The sequence below is a fragment of the Micromonospora sp. NPDC023888 genome (genome assembly GCF_040639415.1).
GTDB lineage: Bacteria > Actinomycetota > Actinomycetes > Mycobacteriales > Micromonosporaceae > Micromonospora.
On the sequence record NZ_JBEZZW010000012.1, the window covers coordinates 152,932 to 179,613 of the forward strand.

Consider the following 26,682-nt stretch of genomic DNA (forward strand, 5'->3'; position numbering starts at 1 on the left):
CCCGACGTCGACCGGTGCTGGACCGTGTGCCCAGCTTGGTTTCACGGCTTCGGTTAGGGTCGATGGCGCAGCGCATTGGGTCCCGGCCACGGATGAGGTGACAGGTATGGCAAGGACTGTGCAGATCCGTATTTACACGGTCCGCGCGGGGCTGCTGGATGAGTGGGTAGATAGGTGGCAGCGCTTGGTCGTCCCGCTGCGTCGTGATCTTGGTTTCGAGATCCACGGGTCGTGGAAGGACCGCGCGCGGAATCAGCACGTCTGGGTGATCTCCCATGATGGTCCTGAGTCGTTCGATGAAGCCAACGCGGCCTACTGGTCCTCGGAGCGTCGCAAGGCGCTCGGCTTGGACCCGGACGATTACCTGGTGGGCGAGGAGACCCGCGAGGTCGAGCAGACGCTATGAGTCCGCGTCGCCGGGCAGTAGGTGCGCCTGCCGCTCGTCCTCAGTAAGCGCGCGGAACACCCGTGAGCGCGCTACTGCGGTCAGCTCGGCCAAGTCGACGGATTCTTCCCAGACGCGGGCAGTGCCGTCCGTCGAGCCAGTCGCGACCTGTCGCCCGTCCGGCAACCACGCGAGGCTGGTTACGTCGTCGCGGTGCACGCCGATCACCTCACCTTGGTTGTTGTCCGCGCTGCCCCAGACCCGTACCGTGCGGTCATCGGAGCAGGACGCGAGGCGCTGGCCGTCCGGTGCCCATGCCACTGCGCGGACGCGCTTGTCGTGGCCGGTCAATACCCGCGGCTGGTCCGTGCCGGTCAGGTCCCAGACGCGGACGGTCCAGTCGGCGGAGCAGGTGGCAAGCCTGCTCTCATCGGGTGCCCAGCTGATCGCGTCGACGTAGTTCTGGTGACCGGAGTGGACCGTGCTGTCGCCGGGGTGCTCGATGTCCCAGACCCGGACGGTTCGGTCGTCGGAGCCGGAGGCGAGATAGCGGCCGCTCGGGGACCAGGCGAGCGCTCCTACCCAGTCGGCGTGTCCGCGCAGGACGCCAGCAGAACTGCGTGTGCGGATGTCCCACACTCGCACTGAATTGTCTTTGCAGCCTGCTGCCAGCCGGCACCCGTCCGGTGACCAGGCCAACGATTCGACCTCAACCCCGAAGCGCACGTCGTCGTCGGCTCCGTTCAGGTGGGCTGAGCCGTCGCGCAGGGCCACGGCGATCACGTCGGCTGTCGGTGAGCAGGCAAGGGCTACGACCGGTTCCGGCCACGTCGTCAGGGCGGACGTGCCGTCCGGCTGCCAGATTCGTACGGTGCCGTCTGCGCCACCGGTCACGATCCTCCCCGTCCAATCCAACGCGAGGGCAGTCACCGGTCCGTCGTGTCCGGCGAAGAGCCGACGTTCAGCGCCACGCGGCTGGATCGTCCACACCCGGGCGGTGCCGTCACCGGAACCGCTGAGCACCCGACGCCCGTCCGGGGACAGTGCGATGGACCAGGCGACCTGGGAGTGCCCGCGTAGCTCGGCTAGCTCCCTCAGCCGGTTGACGTCCCAGGCGCGGATGCTGCCGTCGCCGCTGGCGAATACGACGGTGCGCCCGTCGGGGGACCAGGCGACCGACCAGACGGGTGATCCCTGACTGCCGATGACGTGTCGGGTATCGCCGGTCGCCAGATCCCAGATCCGTACGGTCTGGTCACCGGACCCGGTGACGAGCTGGTTGCCGTCAGGGGACCAGGCAACGGCCTCGACGAAGTCACCGTGCCCCATCAGCCTCTGCTCCGCTTTAGCGGTGGTGAGGTCCCAGACGATGACGGACCGGTCGTGGGAGGCGGAGGCCAGCCGCCGTGAGTCGGGGGCGAACCTCAGGCCCCACACGTCCCCTTCGTGGCCCACCAGATGAGCGGCAAGCCCCCAGGTCGCGGTGTCCCAGACCTGGACCGTCCGGTCCCGGCTTGACCCGGCGAGGCGGGACCCGTCTGGTGACCACGTAACACCGCGTGCCACGTCTCCGCAGGGCAATACCGCGACCGTTTCCGCCGTTGCCGCGTCCCACACCCGGATCGTGCCGTCACGGGAGGCGGTAGCGACCCGGGTAGCGTCGGGGGACCAGTCGACGGCGTCCACCATGCCGGTGTGCCCGCGCAGCACCCGGACAACCGTGCCAGTGTCGGCGTGCCAGATCCGCGCGGTGCCGTCTCTGGACGCGGTCGCCAGATGCGCGCCATCCGGTGACCAGGCGACCCCCCGGACGGCATCGGTGTGCCCGGCGAGTACCGCCTCGGTGTGGCTGAACGCCAACGCTGCCATCAAGGCCCGGCGGGCGACCGGCGTGGGGGGACACTCCTGGAGGGCGGCCGAGGTCAGCAGCACCGCGAGCTCCGGGTACCGGTCGACGTTGCCGAGCGCGAACTGACCGATCGTCTCCGACACCCGGTGCAGGAACGCGGTGTCCCGGCTGCGGGAGGCGTTCACCAGGGCACGTGCGGCGGGGCTGTCCTGGCCGGCCGACTCCATCGCTTCCAGCCACTGCCCGGCCAACTCAAGCCGTTCCCCGGTGAGGAGGTAGTCGGCGCTGCGCCCGGCGTGCACCCAGTCCGCTGCCCACCGTTCCAGCTCGGTACGCCGGCGCAGCTGCTCCGCCCGCGCTTCCACTTGCTGGCGCAGCGGCGCCCACTGGCGGAACAACGCCTCGTGCGCGACCTGCGCGTACGGCTCACCGTCGGTCACATCGGTGTTGAGAAGCCGGGAGTCGGTGAAGACGGCGATCACCCGACGCTGACTGTCGGAGAGGTCCCGCAGGGGCACCCGGCGTCGGGTCGGCTCGGTGCCCTCCATCGCTACCAGACGGAGCAGGGTGTCCAGGACGTCCTCGGTGCTGCTTTCGTGGCGCAGGTCCGCCATGACGCTGTCGGCCTGGCGGCTCAAGGCCCCGGCGACGCCGCCGAGTGCCTGGTAAGCCTGGCGGGTAGCCGTCTGCCCTGGCCCCGCCGCCCGGTGCAGCTCCTGAAGCAGGTACGCCAGCAGTGGCAACGCGTCCGGTGTAGCGGTGTCGGCGACGATCTGGTCGACGAGCCCCTCTTCGAAGCGCATTCCGGCGAGCTGGGCTGGCTGCTCGACGACTGTGACGAGGTCCGCCGGCCGCATGGTCCCCAGCGCGACCGGGCTAGCGAACAGCGCCGGGCGCGGCCCGGCGAGAAGATCGGCGAGGAACTCGACGCGGAGCGTCGCGACAACCCAGAGCCTCCGGTCGGCGTCGAGTGCCGTCACGATCTGCTCCAGGAACGTCGCCTGTTCGGCGGTACTGGATAGTGTTACCAGTTCCTCGAGCTGGTCGAGGATCAGCAGGACACGCCCGTGTCGATGGCCCTTTCGAGCCCGCCAGGCGGTCAGGTGTCGGGCGAGGCTGTCCGGCCGGGACCGCACCTCCCGCAGCGCGGAGGCTCGGTCGGCTGCGCCCAGTGTGACCGCCAGGTCCGCGAGCACACCGAGCGGTTCACCCGCCGGCGTGACCGCTGGCAACACCTGCCACCGCCCCTCTCGCAGCCGCGGAACGATGCCGGCGTGGACCAGGGAAGATTTGCCGCTGCCGGAGGCACCGGTGACGCAGACGAACCGGGCGGACGCGCCCAGGCCCAGCTCGTGTAGGCGTCGCACCAGGTCGGCGACCTGCTCATCCCTGCCGAAGAACACCGACGCGTCCTGCTCAGTGAACGCAGACAACCCGGGAAAGGGGCTGCGATCCGACCGCCACATCGGCCGCGGACTGCGAGGCGCCTGCCACCACAGCACCAGACCGTTCCCGACGATCAGCACCACCAGCAGGACGATCAGCGCCGGACCGGCAACCTGACGGATCCCGGCGCTCAGTGGTGAAGTGTCGGCATTGGCGAAGAAGTTGGCCGCGATCTCCAGCAAGACGGCGATGATCAGCAGCGACAGTTGAAGGGCGATGGGTGGACGTCGACTCGGCCGCACCAACCCCCCAACGATGATCCTCGACAGGACCACGGTAGCCGGTATGTGCCCGCATCAATAGGTCGCCGCGGCGCCTTGCAAGCTCCCGGCTCGTAAAGCGTCACCGCATCGCCCTGGGGGAGCCGGGATCCTGTCGTCGCGCGCTACTCATCCTCAAGCAGCCGAATAGTCCGCTCGGAGCTTGCCTCGGGCCGTGCTCGTTGCGCGAGAGAAGTTGACGCTGCAAGATCGATTCGTACTTGGCGAGAAGGTGCTCGCCGGGGTGATCTTGAGCGCGTCATACATGGTCATACCCGCATCGTGCGGGCAGCTACCCCTGCCCAGCGATAACCCATCCAGCCGATCTCTTGTAGAGCTTGACCGGTCGGCTCCAGCGGATATTCTTTCGACCTCGGCTCTCTCTGTGTGCCTGCGGTTGGTGTAGAGCAGGCGGTTCGTCAAGCTGGTCGCCCCTCACCGGTCGACCCATCCTCGCCCGACCTGAGCTTTGCGCCCTACGGACCTGACGATCAGCTAGGGGAGTAAGCGGATCATGAACGATAGTGTTGCGATTATCCCTCCCCGCGACGACGAATTGGTCCGCCGCGTTGGCTGGGAGCTCCTCGAGCAGGGCTTGAATCGAGGCGGATCCCTTTTCACGCCCGGGTGGCCAGTCTGGAGCGCGGAAACAGCGGAAGAGCTGTTCCACCTGTACAACGAACGGGTCGATACCGGCACGGACTCGTTCCTGGTCAAGCTGCACAGGCAACTCGAGCCTGGATCCGACCTCGCGATCCAACTGACAGCGGAGCTGCTGACGCTGCAGGGACTACCGTTGATGAACCTGAGCGCCGGCAAGCTGCGCGAACGGGTAAGCACAGTGCTCGGCTGGATGAAGGAACCAGTTGCCATCCCGGAGCAGGTGCTGGCCGCGTTCGAGCAGGGGACATGGAACGGCGGCATTGGCGGCCACACGATGATTTGGAAGTGGCTGGCGGACGCAGTCGTCCTCCTGTCTGACTGGTGGACCATCTCCCCCGACCGCCGGCAGCGTGCGCTGGCCGACCCCTGGGAGTGGCAGTCCCTGTTGGACGAGGCCAACATCGTTCCATCCCTGCGAGAGTCGCTGCTCTATCTGCGGTTTCCCACGCACTTCCTGCCGATCGTTAACACCGGGCACAAGCGGGCGATCCGCGACGCCTTCAGCGATCCAGGCGATCGCACGCCATCTATCAACCGCGATCTGCTCGGGATCACCGCCAGAATCCAGAGCGAGACCGGCCAGCCAGTGGACTACTACCTGCAGCCATTCGTGAATCAGTGGCGAGTCAAGGAGAGGCCGCCCGGTGAACGGCGAGCCTGGCTGATCCGTCCGGGTCACGGGGGTCCCAGCCTGTTGGCTGACTGGCTGAAAGACTCGTTCGTATCCCTAAGTGCCGCGCATCTCGGGGATGTCGCGTTAGGCGCGTCCCGGGCCGACATACGGTCGGCCGTGGATACCGGATACCGGCACCTCGACTACGCCCAACGTGTCAGCTACGCCAACGAGTTCCATGCTTTCCTGAGCCAGATGGAAAGCGACGACATCGTGACGACGCTCATTGACGACCGGATGTATCTGGGAATCCTTGCCGGTGGGCCGGAGTTTCGTCCGGCCGCAGCCGGTAGCGAGCTGCGCCGGCCGGCCGAATGGGCCGTCGCGTCGCTCGAGGCTGCCGCGCTTCCCGCACCCCTGCCAGCGGAGCTGGATCAACAGGGAAACGTGGTCGATCTGACCGGTGCACTGCCCGTGCTGATCGAGCTCTTCGAGTCAATCAGCCAGGTAGAGCAGGAAACCGGCACGGCAAGCACGGCGAATGTCGTGGACCGAGCAGTCGGCCCTTCCACCCTGAAGCTCAACGCCGCCACCGTGGCGTTGGCTGAGCATGTACACATGAGCACCGACTGGCTCACCCGGCTGGTCGACCTCTGGCAGGAGCGGTCGCAGATCATCCTGTACGGCCCACCAGGCACCGGCAAGACTTACCTGGCCCGAGCGCTGGCGGGCCACGTGGCCGAGCGGGACGCGATACGCCTCGTGCAGTTTCACCCGTCGTACGCCTACGAGGACTTCTTCGAAGGGTTCCGGCCGGTCGAGAACGTCGAGGGCGGCGCAGTGAGCTTTGTCAAGACACCAGGCCCGCTGCGGGAGATCGCTTCGCAGGCAAGAAACGACCGGCACCGCCCATACGTGCTGATTATCGATGAGATCAATCGGGCGAACCTGGCCAAGGTCTTCGGTGAGCTGTACTTCTTGCTCGAGTACCGCGAATCCACGGTGCGGCTGCAGTACTCGCCGTCCGAGGCGTTCAACTTGCCACCCAACGTGTTCATCATTGGGACGATGAACACGGCTGATCGGTCGATCGCGATGATCGACGCGGCCATCCGACGCCGCTTCGCTTTCGTCGAACTGCACCCCGACGAGGATCCGGTTCGCGATGTTCTCGGGAGTTGGCTTGCCGCCAACGGCCGCGAGGACGACGAGCGTGCCGGGCTGTTGGTCTCACTCAACACCCTGATCGGTGCCCAAGACCACGACTTCAAGATCGGGCCTTCGTATCTCATGCGGCCCGGCCTCGACGATGAGGCTGCGCTCCAGCGCGTCTGGCGGCACGATCTGCTCCCGCTGCTCGAGGAGCACTACTACGGTCGACTCAGCCGGGCGCAGGTGCACAGCCGATTCGGACTGGCTGCGGTCCGTGCCCAAGCCGCTTCCGTCGACGTTGCCGATGATTCGGATGACGTGCGGTAGCAGTGGACAGCGTGGATGCGATCGTCCTGCCCGAACTGGATACCGGTGGTGTGCTGCGGTCCCTCGACGACGCTCAGGTTCGGATACTCCGGGCCTCCGGCCTGGTCAAGCTGACCCCCGAGGGCAGGAGTTGGCGTATTCGACCCGGCGGCAAGGTGGGCGCGGTCCGCGCCGTTGACCTCGACGTCCAGGTGCAGCCGAAGGTCGGCGTGGTGAGGCTGCTGTTCTTTCTCGGGTACGCGAAAGATCCGCGGTTCCGCCCGGAGGACGTAACTGCGGCACCGGCGTCAGGACTGTGGCCGGCAATGGCCGAGTCGTTGATCCGGCAGGCCGAGCGGGCCCTCGCTGGTGGTCTCCTGCAGGGGTACACCTCGTTCGAGGAGGCGCTTCCGCTGATCCGGGGGCGGGTCCGATTCGCCGAGCAGTTCGCCCGCCGGCCAGCCATACCGCTGCCGATCGAGGTGCAGTTCGACGACTGGACCGTCGACATCGTCGAGAACCGCCTGCTCCGCACCGCTGTACGCCGAATGTTGGCCGTGCCCCGGCTCCTGCCGTCCGCACGGGAGCGGCTAGAGCGGCTGGACGCACGCCTTGCCGGGGTACCGATCCTTCCACCCCATGCGCCGGTTCCCCTATGGAGCCCCAGTCGGATCAACATGAGGTATGTGCCAGCACTCCGGCTGGCCGAGCTGATCCTCGATAACCAGTCCGCTGAGCCTGTTGCCGGCGGCATCGCAATCGCTGCCTTCGCCGTCAACATGGCCACAGTCTTCGAAAACTTCGTCGCCGCCGCGATCCGCGAGGCGCTCGGATCCTGTCCGGGAGTGGTGGAGGAGCAGTATCGGACGTATCTGGATGCCGAACAGAGCATCCCGATTCGGCCCGACCTGGTCTATCTGGTCAACGGCCGGCCCGTCGCGGTGTTCGATGCAAAGTACAAGCTTGAACATCCAACGTCGGGTTTTCCGAACGGAGACACCTACCAGATGCTCGCCTACTGTGCTGCCCTCGATGTGCGAACTGGATGGCTGGTATACGCGAAGGGAACGACTCCGCCGGAGCGTAAGCACATTCGGAATACGACGATAGAGATTATCCATCACCCGCTCGACCTCTTGAGGCAGCCGCACGAGATTCTCGATGACGTTGCGGCGCTGGTCCGGCGCGCAGCCCCGCGGAGCGCCTAGTGAGGAAGGCGACGACTTGTGTACGGCCGGTTAACGACAGAGCGGCGGGGCAGCTGATCGCCGCGGACCGGGTCATCCCCGTCCGACGACATCGCCGGCTCGTTGCCCGCGATGGCATGCGCCGTTACGGCGGTGCGTCTCTGTGAACAGGATCCGATCATCAACGTGCGGAGAGGCGCTGGCTGACGATCTCCAACGCCTCTCCCGGCCCGGGCTCCCGTGATATCTCACGACCGTCTCACGGACGGTTTGGCAAGGCCCGACAGAGCCTGGCGTGACGCGGACCTCCAATCGTTCATCGACCTGCATGTTCGGCACGAGCCGGGATCGTCCGGCAAGCCCCGGCAGACCCGCTAGTTCACTGGGGGTCAAGGGGTCGTCGGTTCGAATCCGGCCGTCCCGACAGCACGAAAAGAGGCCGTCGACCGGGATATTCTCCCTGGTCAACGGCCTCTAATTCGTACTGGAACAGTGGAGATTTGCTGATCTAGACGGCGCGTAGCTGGGGACCACTTGGGGACCGGCGAGCCTTCAGGTGAGCGCTGAGGGCTGTTCCAGCGTCTGTGATCGACTGCCGATCAGGGTGCAGGTATCGCTGTGTCGTCGTCAGCGACCCGTGACCGGCGATCTTCCGCAGTACATGCACCGGAACCCCGGCGTCGGCCATCCAGGTCAGCCCGGTGTGCCGTAGGTCGTGCCGTCGCAGGTGTTCGTAGCCCAGCTTCGTCACCACCTCATCCCAATGGGTCGCATCCCGCAGCACAGCAGTGCTGATCCGTCCCCCGCGCGGCCCGGTGAACAGTCGGGAGTGCGGCTCGGTGACCGAGTCCAGGCGGCGAGCGACGATCGGTCGCACCTCTTCGATCAGCGGCACCATACGGGCGCGCTTTCCCTTGGTGCCCTTGTCGATTAGGCCACCGGGGCCGGGCGTGGTCTGCCGGCGCACGGTCCACATCCACGTTTCCCGGTCGATGTCCTCGGCGCGGACGCCGGAAACCTCGCCGATACGGGCGGCTGTGCACGCGGCGAAAATCGTCACGTCGCCCCAACCGGGGAACCCGTTCGTGGACCGCTCGACCAGTGCGGCGGCGAGCCGTGTCAGGGCTTCCCAGTGGGGCAGAGCCAGAGTGCGCGGGTTGTCCAACTCGTCTTCTGCCCGCTGGTATTCGCGCTGCCACCCGGTGACCTGAGCGGGGTTTCGCGCAATGATGCCGTCCCGTACGGCCTGTTGCATTACTCGGACCAGCACGGCAAGGCTGTTCTTGACCGTCGATCGGCTGCACTCGTCGGCGATCCACCCATGGACGGCCCGATCTACCGCGCCGTTGGTAATCATTCGAATCGGAATGTGCCCGAGGGCCGGCACGACCCGCTTACGCCAACCGGCGAGGTGCGGGTCTAGCGTCTTCCGTTCCAGGCCGCGCAGCGCCAGCGTCATCACGCTCTCGCCGTACTCGGCCAGTCGCTTCGTTGCCGCGAGCGGGTCGACGCCTCCTTGCGCTGCGCTGACCAATGCGTCGATCCACGCCTGCGCCTCTTCCGGTGTCGCCACCGACGTTGACTTGGACAGGCGGCGCTTGGTCGTTGGGTCGACCCACCGGACCCGCGCCCCGTAAGGGCGCTCCCGACCTGCTCGCATCTCCACGTCGGAGGCGAGCTGTACGCCGATAGGCGGTTGCTGTGGAGGGGCCATCAGGCTGCCCTCGGGTGGACCCGGCGGGCAGAAAGCCACCGTTCCACGTCGGCCGTCGCGTACTTCACCACGCGGTCGGAAATCTGGATGAACGGCGGACCCTGCAAGGGCGGAACGGTACGCCACCGCCGGATGGTCGACGGGTCGACGTCGAGCAGCTCGGCAAGGTCTTCGGTGGACATGAACAGCTTGGGCGAAAGCCGGATGGTGCCATTCGCTTCCGGAGGGGCGTGCCTTTCCGGTGCGGGATTCTGCGTCACGAGTAGCACGGTGAGGGCCTTTCGGTCGACATTGGTCGCATGTGGAGAGTCGGGTTGGCGGCGCGGCGCACTTTCCGAAGACCTCGACCCGCATCCCGAGAGCCCGTACGCGGCGTCCAAGGTCGCGGCTGAGCACATGGTCGCGGCGTATGCGGCGACTGGAGCAATCGGGGCAGTTGTCCTCCGGCCCTTCAACATTGCGGGAGCCGTCGACGGCGTCACCGATACCGATCGCGCACGGATCATCCCGAACGTCTTCCGCGCGATCACCGGAGAACTCGACCACGTAACCCTCAATGGCGACGGGGCAGCAGTGCGAGACTTTGTGCACGTCGCCGATGTCGCCAGCGCAATCCGGCTCGCTCTGGCCGTTTGCACGCCAGGTGCTAGCCAAACCATCAACCTTGGCTCGGGCATCGGAACGAGCATGGCCACCGTGGTAGCCACCGCCGAACAGGTCACCGGCCATCCGGTGACCGTCCGCCGTCAACCGCCAAAGCCTGAACCGCCGGTCTTGATCGCCGACGTTAGTCGCGCTCATACCGCTCTCGTGTGGACGCCAGCAAGGTCGAAGCTGAGTGAGATTCTTGCGGACGCATGGGAGGCATGGCCGCGAGGCTAATTCCTGCCCGCGCTGCAACTAGCAGCGGGTATGGGTGCAACATAGCCGAACACCGGCGCGAAGCCCGCACACGGGGGCGCTGTACCTCAAGGTGCGGGACGGTGTGCATCGAGCGCCTGAATTAGATGCGACATGCGTTGTAGGTCGTTGGTCAGTGAACCGAACTGGTAAGGGCATCCCGGGTGATCTCGAAGGCCACCACCGAACGCTGAGATGCGATACTCGTCGAATTTCTCGATGAGCGCCGCTGGGCTCAGGGTAAGAAGTCCGAACCGCGCAAGCTCGGGCTGGACCCTGAGTACACCTGCATCCCGAGTCAGGAAGACATGGAATCGGTTGCTTACTGCTTGGTGGACTAGTTCGCGATCGGCTCCCTCTGGGAGCTGGTCCAGCACCGTTTCGGCACTTGTTGTTACCTCATCGGAGAATAAGCTCAACTGGCCGGGAATCTCTCGCGGAATGCCTGCCCTGTCGCCTTGGTACCACGAACGAAAGTCTCCTCCCTCTGCCCACCTCCTTCCGCTTTCCAGGCATAATGCCTGCACGATCTGTGCAATTGCGCGTTCCCGCTCAATTCTGCGACTCTCTGTGAGCCTCTTCTTGGCGTCGTCGATTGTCCGGGGAAAGATGTGGAAGCTGATATCGCGCATAGACCAAGCGTCAATCAGCCCGCCAAGCGCGACGACGTCGTTCCGATACTTCCCATGAGGGACGTTCACTTCCTCGTCATCCCAAAGCGTTAGACCGTGCTGTTGATAATCGATCAGAATATTGGTATCCCAAACGATGTTCAGTGGGCCGCATTCCTGTCGACCCAGGAAAATGCCGGGGCAGGCGGCGTAGCAGAAGCCGAGGCCGTTCATCGATGCCATTACGTGATGATGGCTCATCGACAGTCCTTGCGCCAGAGGGCTCAGGGTCCCGCTGAAGGTGTCGGCGCACTAGTGGCGTGAGCAACCGGCGAGGGGACGTGAGGCCGGAGCGCCAGCCGTGACGGATTGGCGCGGCAGTAGTAGTAAGTGAAGAATTGCCCCTGCGGGCTTCCGCAGGGGTTGCGTCACGCCCGCGGGGCATCCGTCATCGGTCGCCGCGGTGGATGCGTCAGCCCCCGTCTTGGCGCCGGGGTTGCGTCACGGCCAGGTGGCATCGGTCGTGACGCACCCACTGCGGACCGACGGATGAGGGTACGGCGTGAGCTGCGACGTGCGAGGCTGCTGCTCGGCTCACACTTGCTTTACCGTCGGCGTGTTCATGGAGGAATACTGGACCCATCGAATTCCGCACGCCAACCCCTGCTCGAAATTCTAATTATGCGCCGGGAAGATGGTGGCGATTCTTGGGATCAGGATTGTTGTGTATGGTCCAGTCTCCGGCACCCATCAACTTAAGTAAGTGTTGGCTATATATCTTCCTGATGTCCCATAGCTTGCTAGTAACCGTACTCTTGGATGATGGAGAGAGTGCAGCCTGATAATAGTAAGGAATTCTCCTCCTCGCCTTCTCTGCGATCGTAAGATGCTTAAGAATTTGAATAATCAGTTCGCTGATAGGGTTCGTCCGGGGAATGTCCATCGGTTGATCGAAGATCGTATCCCACTTCTTCCAGCGCATGAAGTAAGTTGTTGCGCAGAAATCCCCATCTGCAATCCCCTTGGCATCGATGAATGGCCTGTCGGGATCCAGTCCGGGCTTTTGTGGTACTAGTCCGTGGAATTCTTTGGTCCACGTGGTCAGGTTGCTGACGCAGATCATATCTGGGAGTTCGCTGGGGTGCTTCGACTGCTGAAGCTCAGCATCTATCAACGCATCGACATCCTCGGCAGGGTCTTTCGACTTCCAGCCATGGGCGTGAGCAAGAAGCCCATAGCAAATAGGACTGAATGCCTCGTCGAAATAAGTGCCCCAGTTCTGCCGCGCTCCGGCTATCGCGCTTATTTTCGCGGCGTTGGAAAAGAATTTATTTATGTGAGGCCTACGAAGAGTGTTCTTGCACTCGAAGGCTGCAAGCACGCCACCTGCTAGATAAAGCTTCTTCTCGCGCAATTTCCGGGGGTAGTCCGGGGAAAGTACCACAATGTCGAGCTGAGGACTCGCCGCGCCATTCCATCCCAATATCCGACCTTTAGTGGTGACGTAGAGGTCGGGTGGTAGCCAGTCAGTAAGGAGATTCGCCCAATTTGCTTCGCCTTCGTCTCCGGCTGTCCCGGGATCCTCGGAAGATCGGGCGTAAATGCGTCGATATTCGGAAGCCAATTCGATTGACACGTTCTCGAAGAAGGCTCTGAGTTCATGATTCTCGGGCACAAGACGATTTTTCCTCGGGGTGCGAGCCTTGGCAAGCACCGGAGTCCTCGAAGAGTACTTGCCGCTGATCTTGTGCTGGCGCGGAAACAAGGTGAGGCCGGCGGTTGCCAGGCGTGTAAGCGTCCGGGAACGCCCGGGGACCACACGGCCCCGGCCTGCTGGCGATTGACGGGCGACAAGACTTTGAAGACCTCGGGGCTCCGCCCCGAACCCCGGCCCTCCTCAGAGATGCCGCCGCAGATCACCTCGCCGGGCACCACAAGGGCTACCAGTCTCTCCGGACGGGGACAAGGTGGAGCGCCCTACCGGACGAACGACCTTGTCCCCGTCCGGAGAGACTGGACGGACTGGCGACTGCCCGACGAGGAGTCCGCCCTCTACCCTCACCGTATGACCGAGGTGCCATGGTGGGGCGTGCCCGTTGTCGCCGGAGTGTTTACGTTGATCGGCGTTGTTGCAGCACAAGCAGTTGCTGTTGTCCTTGATCGCGCACGAGCAGAGCGGGAGGACGCCGTGCGCTGGCATGCTGATAGCCGCCGCGTCTACGCTGCGTTCCTGGCTCAAGCGCACAAGATCTACGTCAAGGTAATTGCCGAATGGAAAAAGGATAGCGGCTGGAAAAGCTATCACGACGACCTGCAGGGTCTACTCTTTCTGCGTGAAGAGGTGACGCTGACGGGATCGGGGGAAACTTGGGCAGTGGCGGGAAGAATTTTCGAGGAACTGGTAATGGTTACCGATTCGCGGGAAGCGCGTTCTGAGGTCGACTACCAGAGCTTTATTGATAACTACAATGCTGAAATCCAAAGCTTCATTTTGGCTGCGCGGGCCGAATTGGGAATAAGGAATAGAGCAAATATCTCGCCGCTGCCGCGCACCCCAAAAGAAGACACAGATCTGGATGGAAGCAAGCGCCGCTATCTGCGCGTCCTACCGCTCAGAAAGAAGGTCAGGGGTGCGGGCGTGCCACCGGTGGGCCACAAGGTGGCGTCATGGGAGCCCTACGGGGCCGCTGTCCATCAGGCCGACCAGGGCACGCCCGAGTTCTGACCTGATCTTGTCTAATTTCCAAGCTGATTGTCGACCTGCGCCCCGTTTGGCTCGTACAGCCATTCGTACAGCCAAGCCGACAGACCGAGCCGGTCATCAGTGGACGCGAGTCGACGGGACGAGCAGGTCAGCCGCAGTAGCCGACGCTGGCCGACCGGCGGTCTTGATCTTTGCAAAGCAGGGGAGCGAGGCGTGCCCGCTCCGTGCCCGATGGACCGTGTGGTGAGGGTCGGCGGCGCTCAGCTCTTGGACGTGCGACCGGGGACCAGGAGGGGACCACACGTCGTGCGTGATGGTGGACGGCATGCCGTCGACTGCACGGCCTGATCTTGGGGACAGCGTGCGTGGCGTGCGGGAACGCTTAACAAAGCGTCCTGGGGGTCAAGGGGTCGTCGGTTCGAATCCGGCCTTCCCGACCGATTGACCTGGGAAGATGAAGATCTTCTCGGGTAACGGCGGTAACATCCGGTAACGGATGATCTTCTTTGGCGGTAACGAAACATACCGTTGGCCGCCGACCTGCTGGCGAGTGAACGCTCTGATCTGCCGCTTTATCTGGATCGCGGATGAAGCGGCATTGGTGTTCTTGATTCCGAGTTAAGCGCTGTAGACGTTGAGCCCTTTTCAACGTGATCTTGCAGGTCGGTCCAGGTCGTCAGGGGTTCTGATCGATAGGGCGAGGCTCCAGGTAGGACAGCAGATCGACCAAGCCCGATGCCCGACCGGGAGCCTCGCCGTGCTGTCCTACCACGCCACGATCCGCTGTCCAGCCGGACCCTGAACCACCTCGCCGACCGCATCCGCAACCACCGCCAGCAGCGCGAATCCCGGTGGAGGCGGCTGAATCCGGGCCGCCAGGCCCTCTAGCCCTGGCCCACCTGCACAACGGCGACACCTACACCCGCCTTGCCGCCGGCCGACGGCAGCCTGTACCTGTGGGCCGGCCGTGCCCAGGATTCCGCGCCGGACCGAGCTCGCTTCCGGCCTCCGCTTCGACGTGGTGGGCCCTGAACGATCGGGCCTTGGTGCGACTGCTGAACGTTCGGTCATAGTGGACGCCCTGTGCGCCCACCCGCGCGTATACCGTGACGGGCAAGCATAGGCAGGTATCGATTGCAGAGGGGGGCGTCGACATGGCGTTATCAAGACGGGTGGCCCTTGCGGCATCCTGGCTGGTAGCGGGAGTGGGCGCGCTGACCGCCCTCGCCATGATCTCTGTGGTGCCTGGTAGCGCCTCGGCGGACACCGTGGCAGGTGGATGCCGGGCGACGGCGCGTACCGACTCGCATTGGGGCAATGGTCCGACGAGCGGCGCGGTCGTCGTCGTCACGGTCACCAACACCGCGACGACGCCCGCGACGACCTGGTCGGTGACGTGGACGCTGACGGACGGCCAACGGGTCGTCAACGCGTGGAACGCCACGGTCAGCACGTCGGGCCAGACGGTGACCGCGGTCAACCTCGCATGGAACGGCAGGCTGGCTCCGGGCGCCTCCACGACGTTCGGGATGCAGCTGGCCGGCTCGAGCTCGGCACCGGCGTTGAACTGCAGTAACAATGCGGTGTCACCGCCCTCCTCGCCGCCGGTCTCCAGCTCGGCGCCGGAGCCTGAGGACGTCAGGGTCACCGAGGCCGACACCCGGACCGCGGTGACCCTGGTCCTCGGGCAGACGCTCGGCGTGTCCCTGCCGTCGAGCTACCTACCGATGACGTCCACCAGCCCGGCGTTGACCCTCGTGTCGAGCAGCGGCGGATACCCCACCGGTCATCCGCTGACCGCGCTGTTCCGGGCGGTCGGTACCGGTTCGCTCGACCTGTCCACGGTGAGCGACGACCCGTGCTTCCACACGACGCCACCGTGTGCGAGACCGGTCCTGCAGTGGACGGTTCACGTCAACGTCGTCCCCGCGTCGCCGGCCGGAGACGTCAACCTGACCCAGGCCGCGAACCGGACCACGGTCAATCTGGTCGTCGGGCAGACACTCGGCGTGTCGCTACCCGCGAACTACCGGCCGTTCACGTCCGTGAACCCTGCGTTGGCCCTCGTGTGGACCACCGGTGGTTACCCCACTGGGCAGCCGCTCAGGGTGCTGTTCCGGGCGGTCGGGGGCGCCTCGTTCGACCTTTACACGCAGACCGACACGGCGTGCAACCACGACCCCACCCCGTGCCCCGGCCCATACCAGCCGTGGACGGTACGCATAAACACCCTCTACCCGCCGCCGTCCCGCTGACCGGGCCCACAACGACAAGTCGATCACCATGCACCTCGCCGCCACGCGCGCGCCGGCACCGGCGATGATCGTCAGGTATCGGCGCACTCAGGGGAGGCGAATGCCGGGCCTGCGATTGACGCGCCGGCCACAACGGGCGCATGACTCCTACGTCCTGGCGTACTCGCCGTGGCCGCCACCGCTGCCACATCAGCCCGCCGCCGACGCCGTGGACGTACCGAGCTTGGCCGTGTGGGCCGTGGATGTCCAAGCCGCACTGACCCTCCTGGGACGGATCCACGACAGCTGGCACGTCGGACTTCCACACCCGGATCGGCGCTACGCGAGGCTCACCGACCTGGACTCCGCAGGCGCCGACCTCGATCGGGCCGCGATGCTCGACTGCGGCATGACCGGTCGGAGACCCGTACCAACCCCGGCCGGATCCGGGAGCGGGCGTCCCCCGAGAACAGTCGGACTGAGGAACTGGGCGCGTTCTCTGCTCGTTCATCCGGTGCGGAGATCCTCTCAGCGTCCTTCCTTGACCTTGCTATTGCGCTGTCGCCCGAGGGGATCTTGGCGCAACCGATCGCCGGTAACCGACCACGACCAGCCGTGCGGATGACTATCAACCCGTCCGCATGACGGACCCCGACCCTGATTGCTGCTCGTTCCTCTAGCGGCCTGCAGCATGGACGGGGGAGGTGTCCCGGCCTCAGTGTCGCCCCAGCCGCCCGAATGCGTTGCTGCACAACGGGTCTCGATCCGCACGGGTCGCCGGCCATTAAAGACGATGGAAGAGTCGAGCGCGCTCAGCGTCGTCCGTAGCTCCTATGGCCCTCTCTGAATCGCCTCGCCCCCTTCGTCGACTTCATAACGCCACCGCTCGGTAGTCCGGTAGACCGCAACAGTGAGCCTTTTATCCTGCGTAGTGGTTGGCTTCGACGTGGTGCAGCATGAGGATGGCTTGCACGATCGCGGTGGCTCGGCGCGGGCAGCAGCGCAGCTTGACCAGGATCTTCCAGGTCTTGAGCGTGGCGATCGCGCGCTCACCGCAGGCGCGGATCTTCGCGTGCGTGCGGTTTACCGCCTTCTGCCGGCGTGACAGCTTCGGCCGGAACCGGCGCCGCTTGAACGGGGTGCGCACGCTGCCGCGGGGCGCCCTGGCATCCCTTGTCCGCGGAGGTCATGACATCAGCGCTGGTCAAGGCGTCGATGATGCCGTGGGTCCGGGCGGCGGTCAGGTCATGGGTCGAGCCGGGCAACGCGGCCGAGGCCCAGATAAGACGCCCGGCTGCATCCGCGATGACCTGCACGTGCACGCCGTGCCGTTTGTGTTTGCCGGAGTAGTACGGCTTCTGGTCTGCGACCCGGTCGATCGGGATCAGCGTGCCGTCCAGGATCGCGTAGGCCAGGTGCCGGATGCGGCGCATGACGGTATCCAGATCTTCGGCGGTCGCGCTGAGCAGGGCGATCGCTTCCTGGACGTAGCGCCAGGCGGTGGCGACACTGATCTCGAAGCCGGCGGCGAGGCGGGTGTAGGTGTCGCCGTTGCGCAGGTGGGCCAGGGCGAGTAGGGCCTGGTGGCCCGGGGTCAGTCGCCTCCGCCGGGATTTGCGCTGCTGGCGGTGGCAGCGGATGCGGTCGGCGAGGTGGTTCAGGGTCCGGCTGGACAACGGGATCGTGGCGGGGTAGGACAGCATGGCGAGGCTCCCGGTCGGGGCATCGGGTTTTGGTCGATTTGCTGTCCTACCTAGAGCCTCGCCCTCATCGATCACCGCCCCCTGCCGACCCGGGCTGACCTGCAAGATCAGGTTGGAAAAGGCTCCATGATCATCCGCGGGGCCAGGAACTCGACCGACTGGCTGCATGAGTACGAACTCGCTGCATGAACGAAACGCTGAGGATCATGACGTTGCTCATCCCCGCCCGGCCGGAGCTGGCGACGATCTCCTCGACCGCCCTACGGGCTCAGCGAGCCTGACGCGCGATCACGCCACGGTGGTGCCCAGCAAGATGTCGGTCACCACAATCGGTATCCCTCAATGGGAGTCCAGCCGGGCGAAGTGGCGCACAAAAAACCCGCCCTGCCGGCGCCCGATCAAGGGCTGCGGGTATCTACCAGCGAAAAAATCAATACCAAGAGCGCGTTTGAGATGTGGGCTGGTCGGGTGTGCCGCACAGCGCGTCCGATCAATGGGCTCGGCTTGATCAATGGACGCGTTCTGATCGAGTTCGGCGGTAGCTATCTGACCTGTCCGATGCCGAGTGGAGATCATCGAGCCGATGCTCGCGTGTCCGAAGTGGATGGGCAGACCGGAGAGGCATCCCCGCCGGGCCGTCATCGGCGGCATCTTGCACGTGGTGCACACCGGCTGCGCGTGGCGGTGCCCACCGGTCGATTTCCGACCCTGGCAGACCGTGTACGCGCACTTCCCGCCCCCGCCCGCAACGGCGCACCTTCAACACACCCGACTAACCCATACGTGAAACGGCCTCTGCATGCCGTACCACTACTCCCATTGGGGTGGGAGCCAAGGAGTCACCTGACGCGACCGTCGCCAGTCCGATCTGCCAGCAGATCCTCGCCATGTTCCATTACGTCGCCGTGCTGCGCGCGGTCAGGGGTCGACTGGCCAGGCGAAGCGTCAGCTTCGCGACACTCCGAGCGCGGGCGAGAAGTTGTGACTCGCCGATTATCGTTCCTCATGCATACGATCCGCACGGGACTGAGCCCGCCCGGCGACATTAATTGTGAATTGCAATCGGGTTCGCTTACCGCTCCGCAGGCGGCGCAACGCTGCTGCTCAGTGCTGCCGCGTAGGGGATTTGTGGACTCATTTCGGGTCTCAAGAGAGAAGGGGCGCGGCATGTCGTTCTCAAGTCGTTTCCGAATGTCGACCGCCGCCGCCATGGCGACCATCTTGACTGCCGGAACTCTGGCTTTGACTCCCGGGACGTCGCTGGCCGTCGGGACGACACTGTTCAATCAGCCCTTCCACAACAACACCGCGAACGGCGTCGGGGCCGTGGTGCTCCCGGACACGGCACCCGCCACAGGCGGCAACGTCGCGTGTCTGACCGCGGCCGGAAACCCGACGACCGGCCCGCTGTTGAGCTGCCCGACGTCCACGGACCCGCAGGGTGCCGGGAAGTTGCGGCTCACCTCCGCCACCGCCAACCAGATCGGCGGGGTGTTCAGCGCGGCCAGTGTGCCGACTTCGCAGGGCCTGGACATCACCTTCAACACCTACCAGTACGGCGGCAACGCCGACGGGCTGGCCTTCGTGCTGGCCGCGGTGGACCCGGCCAACCCCCGCTCGCCGGCGATCATGGGGCGTGGCGGAGGGTCGCTCGGCTATTCCGCGGCCTTCAACGGCAACACCCTGGGTCTGTCCAACGGTTACATGGGCATCGGCTTCGATGTCTTTGGCAACTTCAGCAGCAGCAGCTATCAGGGCACCGGCTGCACCAACCCGCCCTACATCTCGACGACGGCACGGGTGCCCGGTCAGGTGGTGGTACGCGGACCGGGCCACGACAGGGTGGGCTACTGCGCGATCAACAGCACCGCGGCGACCACCGCGTCGCCGCCGCTAGCGCTGGGCGCGGTGACCCGCGCCGCCTCGCAGGTGCCGGTCGAGGTCGTGATCAACCCGACGGGTGCCGCCTTCACCACCGGCTCCGGAATCAGCGTGCCGGCGGGGGAGTACCGCATAAGGTTCACTCCGGTAGGTGGGGCTGCGATGACTCTGTCGGGTGGCCTGCCCACTGTCGCGGCCAGCTTCTATCCGTCGCCCAGCTGGGTGAATGCCAATGGGATCCCGCGGCAGCTCGCCTTTGGCTGGGTCGCCTCCACCGGTTCGGTGTTTGCCTTCCACGAGATCGACAATGCGGCGGCGACCACCTTCACCGCGGTGCCGGATCTGAACGTGACGCAGACCAGTTACACCGGACCCACACCTCAGCCGGGTGACCCGGTGAACTATTCGATCACCGCCGGGGTCGACCCAGGCGTGGCCGAGACCGCACCGATCTCGGTGACCCAGACGACACCAGCTGGAGTGGTCCCACTCGGGGCCTTCGGCAGTGGCTGGGTCTGCGGAACCCCGGTCGGACAGAGCATCACTTGCCTCAACAGCAACGGGCCCTTCGCCGCCGGTAGTTCCCTGCCGCCGATCTCCGTGGTGGCCATTGTCACCGGAGCCGGAGTGACGCCCGCCCTGATCCAGACCGCGACGGTCGCAACCTCGTCATCCACCGACGCCAACCCCGGTTACTCCTCGTCGACCACGCCGGTCGCCCCACCCCCGACACCCAGCGGAATCACCGTGACACCCGCGCTGAGCTCCGTCGCCGGGGGTATCCCGGTCACCGTTGGTGGCACCAACATCGCCGGTGCTACGGCGATCGAGATCGGTACCACCGCGGAACAGCAGGCCGGTACCCCGGTGACGCTGCTGCCCTGCCAGTCTGGGCCGGCTGCCGGCTGCTTCACCGTCAACGGCGACGGCACTCTGGCCATCTCGTCCATGCCGGCGCGCGCGTCGGCCGGCGCGGTCAACGTCACCGTCGTCACCCGCGGCGTTGCCGCCTCAACCAGCTACGTCTACGCCGCTGCGCCGGCGGCACCGGCGGCGCCCACCGCGACGGCCGGCATCACCAGCGCCACCGTGAGCTGGACCGCGCCCGCCGACAACGGCAGCCCGATTACCGGCTACGTGGTTACACCGATCCGCAACGGGATAGCCCAGCCCACCCAGTCGTTCGACGCGAGCACGACCACCCGGACCCTGGCCGGGTTGACCGCCGGCGCCTCGTACACCTTCCGCGTCGCGGCGGTGAACGCCTTCGGCACCGGCGCGAACAGCCCGCCCTCGAATGCTGTCATCCCCTACACTGTTCCCGCGGCGCCGACCATCACGGCGGTCAGCGCCGGGAGCAACGCCGCCACCCTGAGCTGGAATGCCCCCAGCAACGGTGGTTCCGCGATCACCAGCTACGTGGTTACCCCCTACATCGGTGGGGTCCCCCAGCCGGCGCAGACCTTCCCCGCCGGGTCGACGACTCGGACCGTCACCGGATTGACCGCGGGAACGACGTACACGTTCCGGGTCGCCGCGACCAACGCCGCCGGCACCGGCCCGGCCTCCGCCGCGTCTGCGCCGGTCACCATCAACGCCTCGCCCAGCTTGAACTTCCCACCGCCGCCGCCCGGTGAGGTCGGCGCCGCCTACAGCGACCAACTCACCGTCACCGGTGGAACCGCACCGTTCGCCTGGTCGATCAGCGCCGGCTCGCTGCCTCCTGGGGTGACGCTGAACCCGTCCACCGGACTGCTGTCGGGCACTCCCACGACTGCCGGCAGCTTCTCGTTCACTGTCCAGGTCGCCGACGCCAGCGACCTCACGGCGAGCCGGGCCGCCACGATCGTGATCGCGCCGCCGCCCAGCCTGACGTTCCCGCCGCCGCCGCCCGGCGAGGCGAACGTCGTCTACAGCGACCAGCTCACCGTCACCGGCGGCACCGGGCCCTTCACCTGGTCGATCAGCGCAGGGGCGCTGCCGCCCGGCCTGTCCCTCAACACCGGCACCGGTCTGCTCTCCGGCATCCCCAGCGCCGCCGGCAGTTTCGGGTTCACAGTCCGGATTGTCGACTCGTTCGGGCAGAGCGACACCCGGCCGGCGACCCTGGTGATCCGCCAGACGGCCACTCTGACGCTGACCTCCTCGACGACCACCGTCTCCTTCGGCACCCCGGTCACCTTCACCGCTACTGCGGGGCCGGCACCGGCCACCGGAACGGTGACATTCACCGCGGTCTCCGCCACCGGTAACACCGTCACGCTGGGCACCGTGCCGCTGTCGGGCAACATCGCCACACTCACCGTCGCCCTGCCCGCCTTCAACACGAACACGGTCACCGCCCGCTACGGCGGCGACGCCACTCACGGCACCGCCACGTCGAACCCCGTCACCGTGCAGGTCTCCGCGACCCTCGGTGAACTGATCATCGATCAGTTCCGGTTCTCCGGTCCCGGCGGTGCGGGCGACCAGTACGTTCAGCTCTACAACACCGGACCCGCGATGCCGCTGGCCGGCTTCACCATCGCCTCAGCCACCGGGGCGTCGCTGACCCTGCCGCAGGACGCTCCCACCCTGCCCACGGGACGGTCCTACCTGGTCGCCGCCGCCGGATACTCGCTGAGCACCGTGGCCAGCCCGGACCTGAGCACCGGCGCCCTCGGCGGCGGTGGCCTGAAGATCAGTGCACCGGACGCGGCCGCCACGGTCACCGACGCCGTCGGCTCCACCGGCGCCGGCTTCTACTCCGGTACCCCACTGCCGACCCTGACCGGTGTACCGACCAACCAGTACGCCTGGGACAGACTCACCACCGCCGGCCGACCCGCCAACACCCAGAACAACAACGCCGACTTCAAGCTGATCTCCACCACCGCAACACCGGTTGGCGGCGTTCCGTCGGCCCTCGGCACGCCGGCACCGCAGAACACCGCATCGCCGTACCAGCAGAACGCGGTGCTCCAGTCGACGCTGCTCGCCCCCACCGTGGCCGCCAACGCCACCCCGAACCAGACCTACGTACCGGGCACCGGCGGCAACCCCGGCACCTTGACGGTGCGCCGCACCATCACCAACCGCTCCGCCACCGCCACCATGACCACGACCCGACTGAGAATCACCAGCCTGAGCGAGACGAACGGCGCTCCCCGGCCGGGTGTGCCAGTCCAACCCGCCAACCCCGCACACCTGAGGATCGTCGCCCCGGCGACCCCCACCAGCAGCGTCACCATCCCGGGCAGCGGAACCGTCACCGTGCAGAACCTGTCCGTGGACGCTCCGGCCGGCGCTCCCGGTGGCGGTCTCGGCAGCACCCTGACCGTTCCGTTGCCCGGCGGCACCCTGGCGCCGGGTGAATCGGTACACATCGCGCTGACCTTCGCGGTCGACCAGGGTGGAACGTTCTGGTTCGGATACAACGTCGACGCGCTCAGCACCGAGCCGGGTCTCGCCACACGGACCAAGACGGCCGCACCCGGGCACCAGACCCGCCTCGCGCCTCCCGCCGGACGGGCCGGCGCCGCCGGCCGGGTTTGAGCAGGCTAACCGGAGGCACGGTGGTGGCAGGGCGCAAGCCGACAGCGAGGTCCGAGTCGAGTGCAGTGACCACGCGTGAATGGGTGTTTTGTATTAATGACTCCTTTTCATCCCGATAGGCTGCGAGGATGTGGAGCGAGGGGCATCAGCCGAGGTGACGCGGCGGCCCCCCGTCATCACCGCATCCTTCGGAAACACGGGAACGGAGAGCCGTCAGTGGGAACGCATCACCATGTGGACAACGACATCCGAGCGGGATCGCTGGTAGTCGGCCCACCTCGGCCCTACAGCCCACCTGTCATCAAGCGGCTCGGCACCCTCGCCGAGTTGACCAAGGGCGGCATTGTGGGGCCGGACGACGGATTGGGCGGCGCCGGCGGCGACGGCTCGCTGTGAGCGCCCAGCTCCATCACGTTGCCGGCATCGCACGCCGGACCATGCAGCATCGCTGGCGGACCGCTCTGCGGCATCGGCGGGTGCTGGAACGGCTGACACCCGCGCCGGCCACGCCCGACCATGCCGACGAGGTCACCGACCGGCTCGATGACGAGCGGCACCTGGCCCGGTTGCGGGCGGCCCTTGAGCGAGTGAGGCCGCCCGACCGTGACGTGCTGTTGCTCTGGCGTCTGGCAGGGCCCTGTCCTACACCGAGGCGGCGGTAGCGCTCGACGTACCAGTCGGCACCGTCCGATCGCGGCTGTCCCGGCTCGGGGCCGAGACAGAAGCCCTGAACACACCCGCTGGCGTCGGAGGGAACCTTGACCGAGCTGTGGTGTGGCCGGCTGTGAGCGCTGGATCCGTCAGGGACGGTCCCTGTTGTCGACCGGGTTTCGTACGTCGTAGGTGCGTAGGCGGCCGCACATACCGAAGCCGAAGGTGGCGCTGGGTGGTGCGTGCAGGAGTGCGGCGTCGCGCAGGTGGCGTCCGTCGCCGTGTTCGAGGGCGTCGAGAACGCTGGCGGTGTAGGTGGTTTGGTCGGCGACGTTTTCCTGCCAGATGCGACGCCACTGGTCGACCTTTGGCTGCACCAGGGCGGTCGCGTCGTTGTAGAACCGTTCCATCGGTCCGGGGTCGCCGGATTCGGTGGCTATGACCAGCCGTTCGAACCCGTTGACGGCCAAGTTCCGTCTGCGCTGGGCAGCCTTGTCAAGCGCTGCTTCGGACTGTTCGCGGGGCAGGGTCGCGGCCTGCCGGTAACGGTCCGGGTCTGCGACGATCTCGGGTGGGAAGGTCATTACGGCGTCGCCGGCCTCGGGTAGACCGGCGTTGGACATGATAACCAGCACCTGCAAGCCGCCGTGGTTGATGGCCCGGTGGATGGTGCCGGGCGTGAACCAGAGGACGTCGCCGGGTTCGAGGCGTGCCTCGCGCGGCCCGGAAGGGTCGAGGGTGTGCAGCAGGCCGTTGCCTTGAATGACGATGTAGGCCTCGGTGGAGGCGGTGTGCAGGTGCGGTGTGCCGCCGGCGAGTCCGTCCGGGCAGGCGCTGTTGTAGACGGATAGGTGACTGAGGCCGGTGCCGCCAGGGAAAGCGCGGGTCACGGTGACACCTCCTGCGGATGGGCGGCGGCTGACGGTAGAAGCGGCAGAGGTCGGCGAAGGCCGGTGCGAGGAAGCTGTCAAATTTCTCGGCGCCGCGAACCCACCCGTCCGGTAGATTCCTGCGGCCCGCCCAAAGCCCAACGGCACGTCCGCCGGCGGGCACCACAGATCGCACTGCGCCAGCTCACCCGACAGATACTCCGTCCACTGAGGCGGGTCCGGACGGCAGAACAACGGCCGCAGCTGCTGCATCCGATCGCAGAACACCGTCTTGCCATCCTGCCCTTGAGGGACAGTCCGGCGAGAGGCCGGAAGTCGGAGTAATCCGTTCCGAGGCCCGCCGCCCAATCTGACCTCGTTGGGCCATACGTATGGCCGACTCCGTGACGCGTCGACGAACGCTAGCGTTGCCACATGGGTTTCCTGTCCCGTCTCTTCATTCCGCGCGGAGTCCGACGCGCTGTCCATCCAGTCCGATCGGCGAAGCGGGTGGTCAGCAAGGCTGTCGTGCCGAAGAGCGTGCGTAAGGCCAGCTACGCTGCTTCGCAGATCGCTAACCCGCTAGGCGCGTTGAAGTACCACGCGGTCGAGCGGCCCCTCACGACCGCGCTTCGCAGCGATTCGACGAACCGGTCGACCGCACCCGCACCGGTGTATCGGCACGGCAAATGCGCCGTCAAGCACCGCAGCCCCGAAGCAGCAAGGCGTTGTCGGAACCGCTGACTACGGGCGGGCTTACCGCATCTGCCGCAAAAGGCGCGGCATCCGCAAGTGCGGCCTGTGACGGCTAGGCCGTGGTAGCAGGTCGGGAGCGCCAGAGGCGAACGGTTCGCTGGCCGGGCGCCTGCGTCAGCCGATGGCCGCTCAGCCAACACCCACGATCCGGTAGCTGAACGATCTGCGGGAGCGTTTATCTCAGCCTGCCGACAGCAGCCCGGCACGAGCCTCCGTGCGACGAGGCTCTACCCGCCCGAACCGGCCGCGAACGAGTCGAGTACCCCGGCCAGAATCCGCTGCCACCGGGCAGGGTTACGCTGTGGCGCCCGGCCACCGCACGATCTTCAGTCAGGTCCACAACCGTTGATGATCAGCGGTGGCCGTCTATCGAGGCGAGGGCGATGTGGGCACGTTCGGAACCGGACCGTTCAGCAGTGACGGCGCGCTGGACTTCCTTGACGAACTCGCCGAGCGACCGCCACAACAGCGCGCCGAGGCACTACGACACATGCTCGGCTACGTCCTAGCCAACCGCGACCTCCTCTGGCGGGAGTACTTCCCCGACCAAGTAGTCGCAGCGGCAGCCCTCGTGGCCGCTACCCTTCCCGGCGGCGAGCACCTACAGCACCGCCTTACTCAAGTGTCCGACGAACCAAGCGCAGTGACTCTGCCCGAGCCAGTGCCCGACCTTGCCACGTCCGCGCTCGAAGCGCTGCACTTCGTGGCCAGCCCCGGCGGCCCCTGGCATCAAGGATGGACGACCAAGACCAACCACGCCGAGGCCCAGCAAACCATCGACGGTCTCACCGCCATCCTCGAAGCAGCGAACTCGTAAAGACCACCAGACACACCACGTCGACCGAAGCTCGCGAACGGCGGCTGCCCTACTAGAAGATGCCGAATGGTCAATGACCAGACTGGCAGCCTTTACGTGCATGACTGTCGATTGACATGATCGTCAGGGATGGTTGCCGTCCATTCGATGACGAAAGGTCGCCGTTCATGCCGAACGCGCCCTCTGGCACTTCCTTCCCGCGCGTCATGCACCGCGCCGCCGTCCTCGCGGTCGCCGCCCTCGCGGGGACCTGCCTGGCCGCCGTGACCGCCCAACCGGCCTCCGCCACGCCTCCCGGCATTCCGTCGAAGGCAACGGCGCAGTCGCAGCTCAACGCCTTGACCGTGGCGGCCCAAGGCTCGACCAGCGGCTACTCCCGTGACCTCTTTCCTCACTGGAGCACGATCAGCGGTAGCTGCAACACCCGCGAGCAGGTCCTCAAGCGCG

The 26,682-nt window shown here is 66.1% G+C and carries 16 protein-coding genes and 4 pseudogenes; 12 read left to right on the forward strand and 8 right to left on the reverse strand.

The features are described from left to right. Window positions 1–106: 106 nt before the first annotated feature. Entirely contained in the window at window positions 107–406 is a 300-nt protein-coding gene (locus tag AB0F61_RS13940) for an NIPSNAP family containing protein (protein WP_357808524.1), read from the forward strand. On the opposite strand, the gene AB0F61_RS13945 is transcribed toward AB0F61_RS13940, so the two are convergent. After that, window positions 401–3,922 carry a WD40 repeat domain-containing protein gene (locus AB0F61_RS13945; protein WP_357808584.1) on the reverse strand — a complete coding sequence of 1,174 codons (3,522 nt, stop codon included), beginning with the start codon at window positions 3,920–3,922 and terminating at the stop codon, window positions 401–403. The two genes, AB0F61_RS13940 and AB0F61_RS13945, sit on opposite strands and share 6 nt — an antisense overlap. Window positions 3,923–4,454: 532 nt before the next feature. Between AB0F61_RS13945 and AB0F61_RS13950 the strand changes: the two genes are divergently transcribed. Together AB0F61_RS13950 and AB0F61_RS13955 are read left to right on the forward strand one after the other, a co-directional pair. Then, a complete protein-coding gene (locus AB0F61_RS13950) occupies window positions 4,455–6,695 on the forward strand; it encodes an AAA family ATPase (RefSeq protein WP_357808527.1) in 2,241 nt (746 codons plus the stop codon). 2 nt (window positions 6,696–6,697) lie between these two features. Next, entirely contained in the window at window positions 6,698–7,882 is a 1,185-nt protein-coding gene (locus tag AB0F61_RS13955) for a restriction endonuclease (RefSeq protein WP_357808530.1), read from the forward strand. Between the two features lie 487 nt (window positions 7,883–8,369). Here AB0F61_RS13955 and AB0F61_RS13960 read toward each other — a convergent pair whose 3' ends face one another. Together AB0F61_RS13960 and AB0F61_RS13965 are read right to left on the reverse strand one after the other, a co-directional pair. After that, window positions 8,370–9,575 (reverse strand): site-specific integrase, encoded by a 1,206-nt coding sequence (locus AB0F61_RS13960; protein ID WP_357808533.1) that lies wholly within the window; start codon window positions 9,573–9,575, stop codon window positions 8,370–8,372. After that, entirely contained in the window at window positions 9,575–9,757 is a 183-nt protein-coding gene (locus AB0F61_RS13965) for a helix-turn-helix domain-containing protein (RefSeq protein ID WP_357808536.1), read from the reverse strand. The genes AB0F61_RS13960 and AB0F61_RS13965 overlap by 1 nt, the downstream gene beginning before the upstream one ends. Window positions 9,758–9,779: 22 nt before the next feature. Here AB0F61_RS13965 and AB0F61_RS13970 point away from each other — a divergent pair, with 22 nt between their 5' ends. Beyond that, window positions 9,780–10,457 (forward strand): NAD-dependent epimerase/dehydratase family protein, encoded by a 678-nt coding sequence (locus AB0F61_RS13970; protein ID WP_357808587.1) that lies wholly within the window; start codon window positions 9,780–9,782, stop codon window positions 10,455–10,457. Between the two features lie 86 nt (window positions 10,458–10,543). Here AB0F61_RS13970 and AB0F61_RS13975 read toward each other — a convergent pair whose 3' ends face one another. Together AB0F61_RS13975 and AB0F61_RS13980 are read right to left on the reverse strand one after the other, a co-directional pair. Further along, on the reverse strand, window positions 10,544–11,347 hold the full coding sequence (locus tag AB0F61_RS13975) for a hypothetical protein (protein ID WP_357808539.1): 804 nt from the start codon (window positions 11,345–11,347) through the stop codon (window positions 10,544–10,546). Between the two features lie 418 nt (window positions 11,348–11,765). Further along, window positions 11,766–12,761 carry a DUF6602 domain-containing protein gene (locus AB0F61_RS13980; protein WP_357808542.1) on the reverse strand — a complete coding sequence of 332 codons (996 nt, stop codon included), beginning with the start codon at window positions 12,759–12,761 and terminating at the stop codon, window positions 11,766–11,768. A 390-nt stretch (window positions 12,762–13,151) separates the two neighbouring features. Between AB0F61_RS13980 and AB0F61_RS13985 the strand changes: the two genes are divergently transcribed. From AB0F61_RS13985 to AB0F61_RS13995, 3 genes and pseudogenes are all read left to right on the forward strand, one after another. Beyond that, window positions 13,152–13,811, forward strand: a complete 660-nt coding sequence (locus tag AB0F61_RS13985) for a hypothetical protein (protein WP_357808545.1) — start codon at window positions 13,152–13,154, stop codon at window positions 13,809–13,811. A gap of 714 nt (window positions 13,812–14,525) precedes the next feature. Further along, window positions 14,526–14,725: pseudogene (locus tag AB0F61_RS13990) on the forward strand (hypothetical protein); the annotation flags it as partial. A gap of 171 nt (window positions 14,726–14,896) precedes the next feature. After that, on the forward strand, window positions 14,897–16,045 hold the full coding sequence (locus AB0F61_RS13995) for a cellulose binding domain-containing protein (protein WP_357808548.1): 1,149 nt from the start codon (window positions 14,897–14,899) through the stop codon (window positions 16,043–16,045). Between the two features lie 898 nt (window positions 16,046–16,943). Here AB0F61_RS13995 and AB0F61_RS14000 read toward each other — a convergent pair. Then, window positions 16,944–17,727: pseudogene (locus tag AB0F61_RS14000) on the reverse strand (transposase family protein). Window positions 17,728–18,292: 565 nt separating this feature from the next. Between AB0F61_RS14000 and AB0F61_RS14005 the strand changes: the two are divergent. The 3 genes from AB0F61_RS14005 (at window position 18,293) to AB0F61_RS14015 (ending at window position 23,538) form a co-directional block, all read left to right on the forward strand. Next, window positions 18,293–18,514 carry a transposase gene (locus AB0F61_RS14005; protein WP_357808551.1) on the forward strand — a complete coding sequence of 74 codons (222 nt, stop codon included), beginning with the start codon at window positions 18,293–18,295 and terminating at the stop codon, window positions 18,512–18,514. A gap of 380 nt (window positions 18,515–18,894) precedes the next feature. Then, window positions 18,895–23,142, forward strand: coding sequence for a fibronectin type III domain-containing protein (locus tag AB0F61_RS14010; RefSeq protein WP_357808554.1), 4,248 nt, complete (start codon window positions 18,895–18,897; stop codon window positions 23,140–23,142). Between the two features lie 216 nt (window positions 23,143–23,358). After that, window positions 23,359–23,538: a lasso RiPP family leader peptide-containing protein gene (locus tag AB0F61_RS14015; protein WP_357808557.1), complete on the forward strand. Its 180-nt coding sequence runs from the start codon at window positions 23,359–23,361 to the stop codon at window positions 23,536–23,538. A 404-nt stretch (window positions 23,539–23,942) separates the two neighbouring features. On the opposite strand, the gene AB0F61_RS14020 is transcribed toward AB0F61_RS14015, so the two are convergent. Together AB0F61_RS14020 and AB0F61_RS14025 are read right to left on the reverse strand one after the other, a co-directional pair. Continuing rightward, window positions 23,943–24,830: a cupin domain-containing protein gene (locus AB0F61_RS14020; protein WP_357808590.1), complete on the reverse strand. Its 888-nt coding sequence runs from the start codon at window positions 24,828–24,830 to the stop codon at window positions 23,943–23,945. Continuing rightward, a pseudogene (locus tag AB0F61_RS14025) lies at window positions 24,816–24,956 on the reverse strand (IS21 family transposase); the annotation flags it as partial. The pseudogene AB0F61_RS14025 and the gene AB0F61_RS14020, both read right to left, overlap by 15 nt. 820 nt (window positions 24,957–25,776) lie before the next feature. Between AB0F61_RS14025 and AB0F61_RS14030 the strand changes: the two are divergent. Together AB0F61_RS14030 and AB0F61_RS14035 are read left to right on the forward strand one after the other, a co-directional pair. Beyond that, entirely contained in the window at window positions 25,777–26,235 is a 459-nt protein-coding gene (locus AB0F61_RS14030; protein WP_357808560.1) for a DUF4259 domain-containing protein, read from the forward strand. A 167-nt stretch (window positions 26,236–26,402) separates the two neighbouring features. Then, window positions 26,403–26,682 (forward strand): annotated as a pseudogene (locus AB0F61_RS14035) (hypothetical protein); the annotation flags it as partial.